Origin of the sequence: uncultured Flavobacterium sp., assembly GCF_963925185.1 — a bacterium.
In the GTDB taxonomy this organism is placed as follows: Bacteria; Bacteroidota; Bacteroidia; order Flavobacteriales; family Flavobacteriaceae; genus Flavobacterium.
This window is the reverse complement of sequence record NZ_CAWURC010000008.1, coordinates 1-16,913: the sequence shown is the minus strand read 5'-3', so window position 1 is coordinate 16,913 and position 16,913 is coordinate 1. Positions and strand designations below refer to the sequence as shown.

The 16,913-nt window shown below is 35.5% G+C and carries 14 protein-coding genes; 7 read left to right on the top strand and 7 right to left on the bottom strand.

From position 1 onward, the window contains the following. Positions 1 to 27 precede the first annotated feature (27 nt). The 3 genes from AABM59_RS02035 to AABM59_RS02025 all read right to left on the bottom strand — a co-directional run bounded on the left by AABM59_RS02035 (position 28) and on the right by AABM59_RS02025 (position 5,964). Positions 28 to 1,473, bottom strand: a complete 1,446-nt coding sequence (locus AABM59_RS02035) for an OmpA family protein (protein ID WP_338407318.1) — start codon at positions 1,471 to 1,473, stop codon at positions 28 to 30. A gap of 101 nt (positions 1,474 to 1,574) precedes the next feature. Next, entirely contained in the window at positions 1,575 to 2,765 is a 1,191-nt protein-coding gene (gene kbl / locus AABM59_RS02030; protein WP_338407317.1) for a glycine C-acetyltransferase, read from the bottom strand. 49 nt (positions 2,766 to 2,814) lie between these two features. Next, positions 2,815 to 5,964, bottom strand: coding sequence for a UvrD-helicase domain-containing protein (locus AABM59_RS02025; RefSeq protein WP_338407316.1), 3,150 nt, complete (start codon positions 5,962 to 5,964; stop codon positions 2,815 to 2,817). Positions 5,965 to 6,207: 243 nt separating this feature from the next. Here AABM59_RS02025 and AABM59_RS02020 point away from each other — a divergent pair, with 243 nt between their 5' ends. Further along, a complete protein-coding gene (locus AABM59_RS02020; RefSeq protein WP_338407315.1) occupies positions 6,208 to 6,813 on the top strand; it encodes a superoxide dismutase in 606 nt (201 codons plus the stop codon). 317 nt (positions 6,814 to 7,130) lie between these two features. Here the strand turns inward: AABM59_RS02020 and AABM59_RS02015 are convergent, their stop codons facing one another. The 4 genes from AABM59_RS02015 to AABM59_RS02000 form a co-directional block, all read right to left on the bottom strand. Further along, positions 7,131 to 9,029: an amidophosphoribosyltransferase gene (locus tag AABM59_RS02015; protein WP_338407314.1), complete on the bottom strand. Its 1,899-nt coding sequence runs from the start codon at positions 9,027 to 9,029 to the stop codon at positions 7,131 to 7,133. 160 nt (positions 9,030 to 9,189) lie between these two features. Beyond that, positions 9,190 to 10,113, bottom strand: coding sequence for a PfkB family carbohydrate kinase (locus tag AABM59_RS02010; protein WP_338407313.1), 924 nt, complete (start codon positions 10,111 to 10,113; stop codon positions 9,190 to 9,192). A gap of 74 nt (positions 10,114 to 10,187) precedes the next feature. Continuing rightward, the gene (gene rnhA, locus AABM59_RS02005) at positions 10,188 to 10,667 is read right to left on the bottom strand and encodes a ribonuclease HI (RefSeq protein ID WP_338407312.1); all 480 of its coding nucleotides are present in this window, start codon (positions 10,665 to 10,667) and stop codon (positions 10,188 to 10,190) included. A gap of 2 nt (positions 10,668 to 10,669) precedes the next feature. Then, complete coding sequence (locus AABM59_RS02000) at positions 10,670 to 11,239, bottom strand: phosphoribosylglycinamide formyltransferase (RefSeq protein ID WP_338407311.1); 570 nt, start codon at positions 11,237 to 11,239, stop codon at positions 10,670 to 10,672. Positions 11,240 to 11,415: 176 nt separating this feature from the next. Between AABM59_RS02000 and AABM59_RS01995 the strand changes: the two genes are divergently transcribed. The 6 genes from AABM59_RS01995 (at position 11,416) to AABM59_RS01970 (ending at position 16,781) form a co-directional block, all read left to right on the top strand. Next, positions 11,416 to 11,652 carry an acyl carrier protein gene (locus AABM59_RS01995; RefSeq protein WP_007137004.1) on the top strand — a complete coding sequence of 79 codons (237 nt, stop codon included), beginning with the start codon at positions 11,416 to 11,418 and terminating at the stop codon, positions 11,650 to 11,652. Between the two features lie 183 nt (positions 11,653 to 11,835). Then, complete coding sequence (fabF, locus tag AABM59_RS01990) at positions 11,836 to 13,089, top strand: beta-ketoacyl-ACP synthase II (protein ID WP_338407310.1); 1,254 nt, start codon at positions 11,836 to 11,838, stop codon at positions 13,087 to 13,089. Between the two features lie 6 nt (positions 13,090 to 13,095). Continuing rightward, positions 13,096 to 13,836 carry a ribonuclease III gene (rnc, locus tag AABM59_RS01985; protein ID WP_338407309.1) on the top strand — a complete coding sequence of 247 codons (741 nt, stop codon included), beginning with the start codon at positions 13,096 to 13,098 and terminating at the stop codon, positions 13,834 to 13,836. Between the two features lie 58 nt (positions 13,837 to 13,894). After that, a complete protein-coding gene (locus tag AABM59_RS01980) occupies positions 13,895 to 14,437 on the top strand; it encodes an IPExxxVDY family protein (RefSeq protein WP_338407308.1) in 543 nt (180 codons plus the stop codon). A gap of 5 nt (positions 14,438 to 14,442) precedes the next feature. Next, the gene (gene pyk, locus AABM59_RS01975) at positions 14,443 to 15,873 is read left to right on the top strand and encodes a pyruvate kinase (protein WP_338407307.1); all 1,431 of its coding nucleotides are present in this window, start codon (positions 14,443 to 14,445) and stop codon (positions 15,871 to 15,873) included. A gap of 134 nt (positions 15,874 to 16,007) precedes the next feature. Continuing rightward, entirely contained in the window at positions 16,008 to 16,781 is a 774-nt protein-coding gene (locus AABM59_RS01970) for a Bax inhibitor-1/YccA family protein (RefSeq protein WP_338407482.1), read from the top strand. Positions 16,782 to 16,913: the final 132 nt, after the last annotated feature.

Genomic DNA, 16,913 nt, shown 5'->3' with positions numbered 1-16,913 from the left:
GTTTTCTAAAAATATTTTAGTAAGAAATTATTCTGCTAATTTCACTTCTGTCCTTCTGTTTAAAGCTTTACCCGCTTTAGTAGTGTTTGTGTCAATTGGATTAGATTCTCCATAACCAATAGCAGTTAATTTACTAGCATCAACACCATTTGCTATTATAGCATTTTTAACAGCATTTGCTCTATCTTCAGAAAGTTTTTGATTAGATTTTTCTGAACCATCACTATCTGTATGCCCTTCAATACTAAATTTAGAATCTGGATATTGTTTCAAAATTTGAGCAATTGACTCTAATCTTACTGGAACATCAGCTGTTTTAAAAGTTGATTTACCAGAGTTAAAATAAATAGATCTAGCCTCTAACTTAATTGTATTCATTGCCTCAATAGTTACTTCTGGACAACCATTGTTAGCTACAGTCCCTTTTTCATTTGGACATTTATCATCTTTATCTAAAACTGAATCTCCATCAGTATCTGGCCAAGGACAACCTGCATTGTCTTTAGGTCCTTTAACTTTAGGACATTTATCAGATGCGTCTGTAACACCATCTCCGTCAGTATCAGGACATCCTTTCAAAGCAGCTAAACCCGCAACTTCTGGACAAGCATCATCTTTGTCAGCTATTCCGTCTCCATCAGTATCAGGACAACCGTTTAAAGAAGCTAAACCAAATACATCTGGACAATCATCACTTCCGTCGATAATACCATCGCCGTCAGTATCAGGACAACCGTTGAATTGTTTTAATCCGGCAACTTCTGGACAAGCATCATATTTGTCATAAATTCCATCTCCGTCAGTATCTTTTCCACCAAATTTAAAAGTAAGACCTGCTGTATGTTGAAAATGAGTAGGCGCAATTGGTGTATCAATTGAACCTGATACATTTCTATCCCCAAATGAATGCTTGTAAGAAGATTCTAATGAGAAACCAACATTTTCAGAAAACCAAAAAGTTAACCCAAGACCTGGATTTATTGTTCCAAAACTATTATCCCCAAGGAAAGTATAACCTCCACCAAGATGTAAGGAAGGATCAATCACTTTAGATTTGATTGCACTCATAAGGCTATATTTAACACTCGCATCAACTCCATAATACATTAAATCCCTTGGGTTTGTAACTCTATATCCTCTAGTATCTGTACCTGCTATATTAGCGTTACCAGTAAAACTAACAAATTTACTAATTTTGTTTATGGAACCTTGAACTCCAAAAGAAAAATTATCGCCTATGTATTTAGACAAACTAAGATATGACACCGAAGGAAGGATGTTCCAATTGTCTGAGACAGAAAATACCTGAGAAAAAGTTGCATCTAGATCGTTTTTTCCTCCTCCAGCTCCTGTTTTTGTGTCAACTGCGTTTACCCCAAAAGAGAGTGCCCATGGGTTATTGCCGTCTTGTGCAAATGAGCTTATGCTCAATACCATTATTATAGCAAATAAAATTTTGTTTAAATGTTTCATGCTTGATTTTGTTATGTTAGTATTTTTAGTGCTACAAAAGTAATGTGTAATTTTTTAACTACAAAACATTATTCTATAAAAATTTTACGTGTATTTTTTCGCTAAATTATTTTTAATGCAACCCCAACCTCGATAAAGGCCCTTATCGCACTATCTAAATTTGCTTTTGAGTGGGCTGCGGAAAGCTGGACTCTAATTCGTGCTTTGTCCTTTGGAACAACTGGAAAGAAGAATCCTATTACATAAATTCCTTTTTTAAGCAATTCGTTAGCCATAGTTTGCGCTAATTTTGCGTCATAAAGCATCACGGGAACAATGGCTGAATTCCCATCAATGATGTCGAAACCTGCTTTTTTCATGCCTGTTTTGAAATAATTGGTGTTCCATTCTAGTTTGTCTCGGAGTATTGTGTCTTTTTCTAACAACTCAAAAACCTTAATTGAAGCACCCACAATTGCTGGTGCCAAAGAATTTGAAAACAAATAAGGGCGAGAACGCTGTCTTAATATTTCGATAATTTCTTTTTTAGCTGTTGTATAACCGCCCATCGCTCCGCCCAAAGCTTTTCCTAATGTTCCCGTGATTATGTCAACGCGCCCCATTACCCCTTTTGCCTCAAGCGTTCCTTTGCCTGTTGCACCAATAAATCCTGCGGCGTGACATTCGTCAACCATAACCATGGCAGCATATTTATCGGCCAAATCACAAATTTCATCTAATGGAGCTACAACTCCATCCATAGAAAAAACGCCATCTGTAACAATCAGTTTGAAACGAGTTCCTGCTTCTGTCGCTTTTATTAATTGTTTTTCCAAATCTTCCATATTGCTATTTTCATAGCGATATCGTGCCGCTTTACACAAACGAACTCCGTCAATAATGGACGCATGATTCAAACTATCTGAAATTATACAATCTTGATCTCCTAATAAAGGTTCGAAAACCCCGCCATTTGCGTCAAATGCAGCAGCGTATAAGATGGTGTCTTCTGTTCCATAAAATTCAGAAATCTTTTTTTCCAATATTTTGTGAATATCCTGCGTTCCGCAAATAAAACGAACAGACGACATTCCGAAACCGTGAGAATCCAAAGCGTCTTTTGCAGCCTGAATCACTTCGGGATGTGATGAAAGTCCTAGATAGTTATTGGCACAAAAATTCAAAACCGTTTCTCCATTTACAGTTATTTCTGCTCCCTGTGGCGAAGTAATGATTCTTTCTTTTTTAAATATTCCGTTGTCTTCAATTGACTGAAGTTCTTCTTGCAGGTGTTCTTTTATTTTTCCGTACATATTTTTTGTTTAAGGTTTTTACCACTAAGGCGCAATACTTCATTATTTTTTACAAATTTACTACATCAATTGTTTCTCCTATATATATAAGCGATTTTTTAACAACCTTATAACCCATTAATTCAATCGCATTTTGATAATTCTCTAACTGTAGTTGGTATTTAGAATTATGTGTCCCCGTTTTATAATCTAATAGACAAATCTCCTTGTTTTTTGTAAAAACCATTCGGTCTGGTTTTATGGTTTTGCCTTCTTTTTGAATGATGGTTTGTTCGTTTAAAATTTCGTTTCCTTCAGCAAAATAAGTTGAAAGCTCTTTGTGGCTGATGATTTCCTGAATGGTTTTATAAACCAACTGTTTTTGGCTAATCGTAATTAATCCATCTTCGATAGCTTTCGTAATGGCTAAATCAACATCGGATTTTGTTTTTACAAAAGACAAAATTCCGTGAACTACATTGCCATATTCTATAGCTTCTTGCTGATGGGTTCCCCACATTAAAGCTTCCCTTTGTGCAATTTTAATGTTTTTGGCGTTCAAAATTTCTGAAACGAATGGGATGGTTTTAGAAGTGTCTATATGCTTTTTCTCGGGGGATAATTTAGGGGGGGATCCAAATTCGTATTCGAATTTATTTTCGTCGAATTGACCTTTATTTGCCAAATAATTGACAAAAAAAGTGGACATATTGTTCTTTTTTGCAACTCCCTTAGCGTCTATGTTCATGCTTGAAATTACATGTAATTGTTCTTCCGCACGCGTCAAAGCCACATACAAAACATTAATATTGTCTAATAATTCTTCTTGAGATTTCTGGTCATAAACTGATTTCGCATCCTCTCCAAAGCCTTCGACCGCTTTGCTGTTGTCTATTAAAACTTTTGGTATCCCAAAATCTTCTACTTCGGCGTTAATCCACAATTTATCTTTGGGACTGCGGCTATAATCTTCTTCGGCAAAAGGCATAATTACAACTGGAAATTCTAATCCTTTCGATTTATGAATAGTCATAATCCGAACGGCATTGTTTCCTTCGGGAGATGGAATGCTGAATTTTTCCGAATTTTTGTCCCAATAATTCAGAAAGTCTGATATTCCCGCCTGGTTTCGAATGTCTCTTTCAAGAATAATATCCATAAAATATTGAACGTAAGCATTACTTTTATTCAGATTAAGAAAATTAGAAACAATAAGTTCTACTGCTTCATACAAAGATTTCTTTCTGATATTTTGAAAAGAAAGATTGACTCCAATCTCTTGTAGCCAAACTTCGAAATCCACTTCATTTGCATGAGTCATTCCTTGCGCAATGAAATCGTGAATAGGCAATTTGCCCTGAAGATTTTCTGCAACATAGTGCAAGAAATAGGCTTTTGATTCCTTATCAGAATTATTTTTTAAGTATTTCAATAAATGAATAATGAATCGCACTTCGGTGGCATTTTTAATCATCAAGGTTTCCGATGACAAAATTGAAATCCCTTGCTCCGTCAAATAATTAGCAACCGCAATTCCGTGGCTTCGTTTTCGAGTCAAAATAACAATATCCTTGTATTCAAAGCCTTGATTTACTACTTTTTGAATGGTATTTAAAGTTGCCAAAACATATAATTTTGTTTTGTCTAAAGTCTCTTCGTCTTCTTCGATTTCTTCAATTTTTGGAATGAAAGATACATTCACATAACCGCCCGTTTTGTCGTTTCTTTTTTGACGACTGTGATTTTGGTATAAATCTTTATAATCTTCGTGTTCGAATTCATTAGACAACAATTCAAAAAAATCGTTATTGAATTCGATTATTTGCGAATAGCTGCGGTAATTTTTATCTAAATGAAATAACTCATTTTTATGATTCTTAAAAGCATTTTGGTCTTTGCTTAACGCAATAAACTGTTCTGCTTTGCCTCCGCGCCAACGGTAAATGGACTGCTTTGGATCGCCTACGATCATCAAGGTCCCTTTTTCTCCGTTTTCTTCTCCATCCAAAGCGTTTCCAATAAGTGGAATTAGGTTTTGCCATTGCATTTCGGAAGTGTCCTGAAATTCATCTATAAAAAAATGACGGTACCGCTCCCCTATTCTTTCATAAATAAAAGGCGCTGGTTGGTTTTGAATTTCCCGATGAATAATGCTGTTAAATTCGGTGATGGATAGCACATTTTGTTCGCCTTGAATTTTTGCCAATTCGTTGCTAACGGTATTCAAAAGAGAAAGTGGTGTAATGTTTTTCAAAAAGGCATTGTAAAAATCTCGCTTTTCAAATTTTTTATAAATCCCCTCCAAAAGCGCTAACATCTCGGGGATTATTGCTTCGATTTCGTTTCTGTCTTTCGCAGTTTTATTGATTTTTATATCGTCAAATTCGTGATAGGTTTTGTTTTTAGGGTTGAATTTTCCTTCCAGAATGCTTTGCAAATGTTTTGGAAAATAAGAACCCGAAAAAGATTTAGTTTCTATTCCGTTTTTATCAATTAGCAGTAAAGCACTTTCGGCGAATGCTGCATTTTCATTTTCTAAAACTTTACAAGCTTCTTTAAGTTTGTTTTTTATTTCGACAAATTCAGTGATGGTTTTATCTTGAAAATGGGTGATTTCATTTCGATTATTTTCGTTGAGAACCAAACGACCGGTTTCGAGAATCTCGCGAGAAATATCCCAAGATTTATCATCGTCGGTTTTTTGCATCGTGAAATCGATGAGCAAATTCGTTAAAATAGCATCTTCGCCAGCTTGTGCTATAATGGCGTCAACGGCTTCTATGAGCAAACTCTCTGTGTCTAAAGTTACTTCAAAAGTCATTGGCAAGCCTAAATCGTGGGCAAAAGCGCGAATGACTTTGTGGGTAAATTTATCGATTGTAGAAATATCAAAAGCAGCATAATTGTGAATAATATGCTTGATGATTTGCTGTGATTTGGTTTTAATTTGGACTAAGGAAAGCTCGGTTTCTATCGCCAAATGTTGCATTAAATCCTGTGCTTTTTCACTAGGCTCTTCTTTGGCAAACTCGGATAGACTGCCTACAATTCGGCTTTTCATTTCGTGCACCGCTTTGTTGGTAAATGTGATGGCGAGAATGTTGCGGTAGGCATCATTTTTCTTAGCAACAAGAATGATTTTTAGGTATTCTTTGACGAGCGCATACGTTTTTCCGGAACCTGCCGATGCGTCGTATATGGAGAATGATGGTCTTTGCATAGTGTCTGATTTATTTCCGAAGTCCCAGCCCCGATTGTAGTGAAAATCCTTTTTCTACGCTTTTTTGCGTGGGAAAAGATTGCAACGGAAAGCGGGAAATAGCTCCAAATCGGCAGGTTCCTTGCAATTACAATCACACTACAAATTTATTTAATAAAACTATAACTAAATAGAATTTCCTTTTCCAAAGTTAATTGTTTATTTTTGAATAAAATATTTATAAATCATTTAAACAACAATATTATGGCTTTTGAATTACCACAATTACCTTATGCGTATAACGCATTGGAACCACATATTGATGCGCGCACGATGGAAATCCATCACTCTAAACATCATAATGCTTATATTACCAACGTAAACGCTGCTGTTGCGGGAACGGATTTAGAAGGAAAAAGCATCGAGGCTATTTTGACAAATCTTGATATGAAAAATATGGCTGTTCGTAACAACGGCGGTGGCCATTTTAATCATAGTTTGTTTTGGACAGTAATGTCGCCAGACGGTGGCGGATTGCCAACAGGAGAATTAGCTGCTGCAATTGATAGCGCTTTTGGTTCTTTTGAAGTTTTTAAAACTGCTTTTGCAAAAGCTGGGGCGACACAATTTGGTTCAGGATGGGCTTGGCTTTGTGTAAAAGACGGAAAACTAGAAGTTTGCGGAACGCCAAATCAAGACAATACCTTAATGCCTGGCGTAGGTTGCGGCGGAAATCCAATCCTTGGAATGGATGTTTGGGAACACGCTTATTACTTGAATTATCAAAACAGAAGACCTGATTATATTGACGCTTTTTTTAATGTAATTAACTGGGTTGAAGTTTCTAGAAGATATGATTTAGAGAAATAAGCCTCCTAACACCCGGTGGCGATTTAGCAGAAGATAAAAGAGGCAAGAGAAAAGATTTAAAATCTTTTCTCTTGCCTCTTTTATGCTGTTTCCAAAAAATTTATTCTTGTATACTTGTCCTTATATTATCCCTTTGTATTTTGACTTTATTCCAATAAAAAAGGTGAAATTACTTTCACCCTTTTTGCCCCAAATCTACCATAAACTTAACCTACTAATATTATGGTAAATCAAAGATATAATTACAATATGTTTTCAACAAATAAATTAGATGAAATACAATAATATCCGATAAAATACTCAAAAACAAGAGGGTTTTAATATGCTCGTGTGTTTTTACCCTCGTAAAAATTCATAAAAGCCTTATTTACAACTCGGTTACCTCCCGGAGTTGGGTAATCACCAGTGAAATACCAATCGCCTAAATTCTTCGGACAAGCGATATGTAAGTTCTCAACGGTTTGAAAAATAATTTTTACTTCGGCATTGATTTCTGGGGAACACAAAAGCTGTGCTATCTTGTCTGAAACTTCCTGTGGATGGAACGGCGCATAAATCTCAGTCACAAAATTAACTACTTCATTATCATTGAAATTTTCCTGCTCTTTGCATTTGGCATAAACTTCATCGACAATATGGTATAAGTTTCTTTCTTTTAATAGTTCTAACGCAGCACGAAAGGCAACCAATCCTTCCATTTTTGCCATATCGATTCCATAACAATCTGGATAACGAATTTGTGGTGCCGATGACACAACTACGATGCTTTTTGGTTTCAAGCGATCCATCATTTTGATGATGCTCATTTTGAGTGTTGTTCCTCGCACGATACTGTCGTCGATGATTACCAAATTATCTGTTGGTTTTATTACGCCATAAGTCACGTCATAAACATGGGCTACCAAGTCGTCTCTGCTACTGTCTTCAGTAATAAAAGTTCGCAATTTTGCGTCTTTAATAGCGACTTTTTCGGTTCTTATTTTTACCGAAAGAATTTCCTCGAGTTTTTCTTTGGTTAACGTTTTTCTGTTATTGAGAATGTATTTGTTTTTTCTTTGATTCAAGAAATCCTGTGCCGCCTCTATCATTCCGTAAAAAGAAGTTTCGGCTGTATTTGGAATATAGGAGAAAACGGAATTGTCCGTGTCATTGTCAATAGCTTCTAAAACTGCTGGCAGAATTAGTTTTCCCAAATTTTTCCTTTCTTGGTAAATTTCGGCATCACTTCCCCGAGAAAAATAAATTCTTTCGAAAGAACATGCTTTTTTAATAGTAGGCGGAAGAATTTCTTCTTGAGTAACCATTCCGTTTTTCTTAATGATTAAAGCGGTTCCGGGTTGTAGTTCTTTTACTTTTTCGAAGTCTACGTTGAAAACCGTCTGAATAACTGGTCGTTCTGAAGCCACCACTACGATTTCGTCATCCTCGTAAAAATAGGCTGGACGAATTCCGGCAGGATCTCTAAAAACAAAGGCATCTCCGTGACCTAGAAGACCCGCCATTGCATAACCTCCATCTAAATTTTTCGAAGCATTGGTCAAAATCTTAGCAATATCTAATCTTTCTGCAATTACCGGAGAAGCTTCTTGTTTTGTCAATCCTTCATTTTTGCAATCTTGATACAAATCAATTACCGCTTTATCTAAAAAATGACCAATTTTTTCCATTACGGTAACCGTATCTGTCATTTCTTTTGGGTGTTGTCCTAAATCAACAAGATTTTGAAAAAGTTCTTTTACATTGGTCATATTGAAATTCCCGGCCAAAATCAAATTTCTGTGCATCCAGTTATTTTGACGCAAAAAAGGATGTACGCTTTCGATGCTGTTCTTTCCAAAAGTCCCATAACGAACGTGTCCTAAGAACAATTCTCCTAAATAGGGGATTTTCTTTTTTTGCAAGACCACATCGTCTAAGTATTCTGGATGCGATGTCAATTCCTCGTTTATCCTGTCGTTAATTTGGGCAAATACATCCTGAATAGGTTGCGCATCATTCGAACGCACCCTACTTATGTATCGTTCTCCGGGTTCCACATCGAGCTTGATACTTGCAAAACCCGCTCCATCTTGGCCACGGTTGTGTTGCTTTTCCATTAGGAGATACATTTTTTGTATCCCGTAGAAAGCCGATCCGTATTTTTCTTTGTAGAATTCTAACGGTTTTTTTAATCTTAAAAGGGCAATGCCGCATTCGTGTTTAATTGCGTCGCTCATTGTGTTGTTGTTGCAGTTAGTTGTATTCTTAGATAATTAAAATCGTCTTTTTAAAAATTAAAGATTAATGACCCTAGCTTAGTGAACTAGATACCTTAATGGTTTTAAATATTTATGCTTTATATATAAAAAATGCCCCGAAATTTCGAGGCACACTTCATTATATTTCTATGTCAAATTGTGTTAGCGATTTGAATTGTTGTAATCTGCTGACAACCTCTTCTTTGTTGAGGTTAACCATTCTCTCTGTTCCAAATTTCTCCACACAAAAAGAAGCTAAATTAGATCCGTATATAATGGCATTTTTCATGTTTTCGAATGATATGTTTTCGCTTTGAGTAATATAACCAGCGAATCCTCCGGCAAATGTGTCTCCAGCTCCAGTTGGGTCAAAAACTTCCTCTAACGGCAAAGCCGGTGCGAAGAAAATTTGACGATCGTGAAACAATAAAGCGCCGTGTTCTCCTTTTTTGATGACAACGAATTTGGGTCCCATTGCATGAATTTTCACGGCTGCTTTTACTAACGAATATTCTCCCGAAAGTTGTCTTGCTTCTTCATCGTTGATGGTGATTACATCGATGCGTTTGATTACAGCCAACAGTTCGGGTAATGCACAATCCATCCAGAAATTCATTGTATCAAGAACCACAAGTTTTGGTTTAACATCCATTTGATCTAAAACACTGGCTTGTACTAATGGATGCAGGTTTCCTAGCATTACGACATCGGCAGTTTTGAAGTTTTCAGGGACTTTTGGCTGAAAATCGGCCAATACATTTAACTCTGTTATAAGCGTGTCTCTAGAGTTCAAATCATTATGATAAAGGCCACTCCAGAAAAAAGTTTTCCCACCTTTGACTACTTCAAGGCCCGAAATATCTATGTTTTTTGAAGTCAACAAATCCAAATGTTCTTGAGGAAAATCATCGCCAACAACTGAAACAATTGCCGATTGAAGATTGAAATTAGATGCCGAAAGCCCTATATAAGTTGCAGCACCACCCAAAATTTTGTTTGTTTTGCCAAAAGGCGTTTCAATAGCGTCGAAAGCAACGGTTCCAACAATCAATAATTTATTCATTATATGTGATTCGAATTAAGGCGCAAAGATAGTTTATAAGTTTGATGTTTGAAAATGTATGGGATTAGAAGTTGCTATAAAAGTTTCTCGTCCTCCTTTTCATAAAAAACATCTACAGAAAGTTCCTTTTGCATCGAAGCCATTACGGCAAGTTCATCGCAACGTTCGTTTTGAGAATGGTTGTTGTGTCCTTTTATCCATTTGAAATCAACTTTGTGGCTCCTGTAAACTAACAGAAATCGTTTCCATAAATCTGGATTCTTCTTTCCTGTAAAACCTTTTTTTTCCCAACCAAAAACCCATTTTTTCAAAACGGAATCCACGACATATTTAGAATCCGAAACTACCAAAACTTTCATGTTTGGGTTTTTAAGCTTTTCGAGACCAACTATTACGGCCAGTAATTCCATTCTATTGTTTGTAGTATGACGAAAACCTTCGTAGAATTCCTTTTTATGTGAAGTTCCCACCAGCTCCATAACAACGCCATAACCACCACGACCGGGGTTTCCTTTGGCTGCGCCATCCGTATAAATATGTACGTCGTGTTCCAAAATTAAATGGTTTTGGTTATGAGTTTTTCAATTACTTTTGGGAAATACCGTTGTTCGAGTTCGTGTATTTTTTCGGCAACAATTTCGGGGGTTTCGGTCCCTGATAAAGCCACAGTTTTTTGATAAATAATGTTTCCTTCGTCGTAATTTTCATTGACAAAATGAATGGTGATTCCAGTTTCTTTTTCTTTATTCTCGACAACGGTTTTATGCACATTCATTCCGTACATTCCTTTGCCGCCATATTTAGGCAACAAGGCTGGGTGTATATTTAATATTTTATTAGGATACTGTTTTGTAATATTTTCGGGCAATTTTAATAGAAACCCGGCAAGAATTATCCAATCCGGTTTAATAACATCTAAAATTTGTAGTACTATACCTTCTTTTAATTCTTCTTTTGAAAAAATTTCGGCGGGGACATGTAAGTTTTTGGCTCTTTCAATTACTTTGGCATTTGGATTATTGGTGAAAACAGAAACGATGGTTCCACAGTCTTTGTTGTCAAAATATTTTATAATGTTTTCGGCATTAGTCCCCGAACCAGAAGCAAAAATTACAATTTTATTCATAACAAATGTTGATTTTAATTATGCAAAAAAAAGAATAAAAAATCATAATAAATAACATTATACTGTCTTTGTGAAATTTATTTTATAAATTAGTGCTCACATTTTTTAACTAAATAGCTGTTTTAAAATAAAGTTTTTTATTTTTGCCAACAAATTAAATTTTAAAATTAAAGATTATGTCAGACATTGCATCAAGAGTAAAGGCGATTATCGTAGACAAATTAGGTGTTGACGAAAACGAAGTTGTAACAGAAGCTAGCTTCACTAATGATTTAGGAGCTGATTCATTAGACACCGTGGAGCTTATTATGGAATTCGAAAAAGAATTTGATATCCAAATTCCAGACGATCAAGCAGAAAACATTGCTACTGTAGGTCAAGCGATTTCTTACATCGAAGAAGCTAAAAAATAATAAAAAAGACACCCGTTTACAACATTGTAACCGGGTGTTATTATTTTTTAAAATTAAATTCCAGATTGAATTTCAATCAAAATGATATATATTATATTATAATACCCATGGCTCTTTTGTGATATAAATATAACAAGAAAGCATGGGTTTTATTTGTTTAAAGATCCTAAAACACAATAAATTATGATATTAAGACGAGTTGTAGTTACAGGTTTAGGCGCTCTTACACCCATTGGAAATAACATTCAAGAGTATTGGAATAGTCTTGTTAACGGAGTTAGTGGCGCTGCGCCAATCACTTATTATGATGCCTCAAAGCATAAGACTCGGTTTGCTTGCGAAGTGAAAAACTTCAATGTCGAAGATTTCATTGACCGCAAAGAAGCACGAAAAATGGACCGTTTTGCACAATACGCAATGGTCTCTGCACAAGAAGCGGTTATGGATGCTAACTTTGATTTTGAAAAATTAGACAAAGATAGAGTTGGGGTAATTTGGGGTTCTGGAATTGGCGGATTGGAAACTTTTCAGAATGAAGTTTTAGAATTCTCAAAAGGAGATGGAACTCCAAGATTTAATCCTTTTTTTATACCAAAAATGATTGCCGACATTGCTGGAGGTAATATTTCAATAAAATATGGTTTTAGAGGTCCTAATTTTACAACCGTTTCTGCTTGTGCCTCTTCTACAAATGCCATGATTGATGCTTTCAATTATATACGGTTAGGTCATGCAGATGCAATGGTAACAGGTGGATCAGAAGCTACGGTGACCATTGCCGGAATGGGAGGATTCAACGCTATGCACGCTCTTTCGACAAGAAATGATGATCCCAAAACAGCTTCTAGACCAATGGATAAAGACCGAGATGGTTTTGTTCTTGGCGAGGGTGCGGGCGCTTTAATTCTTGAAGAATACGAACATGCCAAAGCTCGTGGAGCAAAAATATATTGCGAAATTGGAGGGGGAGGAATGTCAGCAGATGCATATCACATTACGGCCCCACATCCTGAAGGATTAGGCGCTAAAAACGTGATGCTAAACTGCCTAAGAGATGCGGGTTTAAAACCCACAGATGTTGACGGTGTGAATATGCACGGAACCTCAACACCTCTTGGCGACATGGCTGAATCAAAAGCTATCTTGCATGTTTTTGGGGATCACGCCTATTCAATGAATTTGAATTCTACAAAATCAATGACGGGCCATTTACTAGGTGCAGCTGGAGCAATAGAAACTATTTCTTGTATTCTTTCGATAAAACACGGGATAATCCCCCCAACCATAAATCATTTTACTGATGATGATAATATTGATCCTAAATTAAACTTTACTTTTAATGTAGCTCAAAAAAGAGAGGTAAATGTCTTGATGAGTAATACTTTTGGGTTTGGAGGACACAATGCTTGTGTATTAGTAAAAAAACTAGATTACTAATTATAAATGAACATAATTAGAAAAATATTGTCGAAATCCCGTTCTCTTGAAGACGGGATTTTTTTTGATTCTATCAGGGAAATCCTAGGTTTCAACCCCGTTACCCTTGAGTATTATAAGAAAGCGTTTACGCATCGTTCTTCTAATAAACAAGACATAATGGGGAACGCTATTAATTATGAGCGCTTGGAGTTTCTTGGAGACGCAATGTTAAGTTCGGTAATTGCCGCCTATTTATTTAGCAAAGCTCCAGCAGGTGATGAAGGATATCTAACAAAAATGCGTTCAAAGATTGTGAGTAGGGAACATTTAAACGAACTGGGAAAGGATTTAAATTTGGTTCGATTTATAGAAAGCAAAGTCCCCGTTCAGCATTTTGGAGAAAATATTCATGGTAATATATTCGAATCATTGGTCGGGGCAATCTATCTTGATAGAGGTTATGAATACTGCGAAAGATTTACCCAGAAAAGAGTTATTATACCATATGTGGATATTACCCGATTGGAAGGAAAAGTAATCAGTTATAAAAGTTTGATTATTGAATGGTGCCAAAAAGAAAAGAAGCAATTTCACTTTGAAATTTTTGAAGACAATGCAATTGATGGTCAAAGATTATTTGGAGTAAAACTAAGCATCGAAGACAAGATAATCGCAAAAGCAAGAGCAACTTCTAAAAAGAAAGCGGAAGAAAAAGCATCTCAACGGGCTTATTTTGCATTTCAGAAAAAAATAGATATCAAATAATATCAAAACCATAAAAACTACAACGTTTTCGTTTATAAAATAAGGAAAACATCAGTTTATGAGGTTTGATGCTTCGATAGAAATAGTATATTTACACCTTATTTTTTACGAAATGGCTATTCATAAACTGGATCTTGGCGAATTTGACGAAATAGATTATCATCTTATTGCCATTCATACATCGTTAGAAGACTATCGATTAGCATTTTTCATCAATCAAAAACTTTTAATAAATTTAGGTAAAAGTGAGAATGAAATTCAAATAAACATAAAAGAGGGGGAAACAAAATTTTCTAGATTTTATTTTTACGACAAGGAAAAAGCTGTTTCCTGGAACTTGATTCAAAACAAGAACGAAGTCATTCAACAAAAAAAAGAAAATATCCCAACCTTGTTTTCAAACATAAAGATGGAGGTTTCGACAAAAGTTTATTTACTTCCTGAGTTTAAGAAAGCTGATTATTTTTTTAAAATTGAAAATCTTGAAGAACCAATGACGGTTTTTCAAATTCAGTCCCTTTTAAATACAATTGACAGTATATCGACGGCGTATATCGTAGAAACAAATAAAATAAAATCAAAAAACAATTTAATTTTTTAATACAAATGATTACAAATAAAAAGACTAAAATTGTAGCCACTCTTGGGCCTGCATGTAGCACCCGAGAAATAATAAAAGACATGGTTGATGCTGGAGTAAACGTGTTCAGGGTGAATTTTTCGCATGCCGATTATGAAGATGTTAAAGATAAAATCAATATTATAAGAGGTCTCAACAAAGAATTTGGATATACCACCGCTATTTTGGGAGACTTACAGGGTCCGAAACTTCGCGTAGGGGTTATGGAAGAAGGGGTGATTGTAAATGACGGAGATTTGATCACCTTTACAACTGCCGAAGAGATTCTTGGTACTGCCCAAAAAGTTTTTATGAAGTACCAAAATTTCCCAAATGATGTAAATCCTGGGGAAAGAATTCTACTCGATGATGGAAAACTGATCTTCGAAATCGTTGAAACCGATAAAAAAACAGAAGTTATAGCTCGAGTAATTCAAGGAGGTGAATTGAAGTCTAAAAAAGGGGTTAATCTTCCTAACACAAAAATATCCTTACCCGCCATGACGGAGAAAGATATTGCAGATACTATTTTTGCAATTAGTCAAAAAGTAGATTGGATTGCACTTTCTTTTGTAAAAACCCCAAGAGATTTACAAGATTTACAGGAATTAATTGCTAAACATTCCCCTCACAAAATTCCTATTATTGCCAAAATAGAAATGCCGGAAGCATTAGAAAATATTGACAAGATTATTGCTTATTGCGATGGTTTGATGGTAGCACGTGGTGATTTGGGTGTGGAACTTCCTGCCCACGAAGTTCCTCTTGTTCAAAAAGAATTAATCCGAAGAGCAAAAACCGCACGAATCCCCGTTATTGTGGCCACTCAAATGATGGAAACTATGATTACAAGTTTAACCCCAACTCGTGCTGAGGTTAATGATGTAGCCAATTCAGTAATGGATGGTGCCGATGCAGTAATGCTTTCTGGAGAAACAGCTACCGGTAATTATCCGGTTCAGGTAATTCAGAAAATGACACAAATCATCGAAGCTGTTGAAGATTCTCCGCTAATTCATGTGCCTCAAAACACGCCACAAATACGAACAAACCGTTTCATTACAAAAACAATATGCCACCATGCAGTTCATATGTCCAATGCTATAAAAGCAAAAGCTATTTGTACCTTGACAAACAGTGGTTATACCGCTTTTCAAATATCGGCTTGGAGGCCAAAAGCGCACATCTTAGTTTTTACTTCTAATAAAATAATTCTAACACAACTTAATTTATTATGGGGCGTTAAATCTTATCTTTATGAAAAATCCGTAAGTACTGATGAAACTATTAACGATATTAATGAAATCGCAAAAGAAAAGGGATTTGTCGAAAAAGGAGATTTTCTAATCAATTTAGCAGCAATGCCAATTATAAATAAGGGAATGGTAAACACTTTGAGAGTTTCTGAAATAGAATAGTTAAAAATATGTCATAACAAAATCCGCCTGTTTTTAAATAAAATAAGGCGGATTTTTTTTAACCCAAAAAATTATGATTATTTAAACATTCTTCTGAAGAATAAAATTTAAATTTGAAAAAAAATTTAATTATGATGAATTTCAAATCTAGCAATCCTTTTTTAAACAATAAGTCTTTTACAGCGACAACCGCTTCAAAAAATAATGAAGTGCATCACGCGACTCTTATTGATTATAACCAAGACATGACTTTGTCAGGTACAATCAACAAGACTTTAATCTTGTTTTTATTGCTTTCAGCATCTGCCATTGTTATTTGGTGGATGACTTTTAATGGAATGAACCCTATTGTTCCGGCAATTGGTGGCGCAATTGTAGGATTAATTTTGGTTGTAATTGCAGCTTTCAAACCACAATATTCGCCTATTTTAGCTCCGGGCTATGCCTTATTTGAAGGTTTGTTCATTGGAGGAGTTTCGGCAATTTTCGAAACCAAGTACCCGGGAATTGTGATTCAGGCAGTTGGTGCCACATTTGTAACATTTGCAGTCTGTTTAGGGTTGTATAAATTTAAAATTGTAAAAGTAACGGAGCAATTCAAATCGGTTGTTGTTGCGGCAACACTTGCCATTGCTACCTACTACTTAATTTCTTGGCTGTTTTCAATGTTTACCAGTTTTGTCCCTGTTCATTACGGTAATTCGATGATGAGCATCGGTATCAGCGTTTTTGTGATTGTAATTGCAGCATTGAATCTTTTCTTGGATTTTGATCGAATCGAAAAAGGAGTGGAACAAAAAATGCCTAAATATATGGAATGGTTCGGTGCTATGGGTTTAATGATAACCTTGGTTTGGTTATACATAGAATTTTTAAGATTGCTTTCCAAGATTTCAAGTAGAAAATAAACCAAACTTTTTAATAAATAAACCACGCTTTCCTGCGTGGTTTATTTATTAAAAAGCAAATTTCAATTGAACGACGACCGTCTTTTTCTCTTCTGTGTTTAAATTACTCAGAGATATTCCCAACAATCGAAC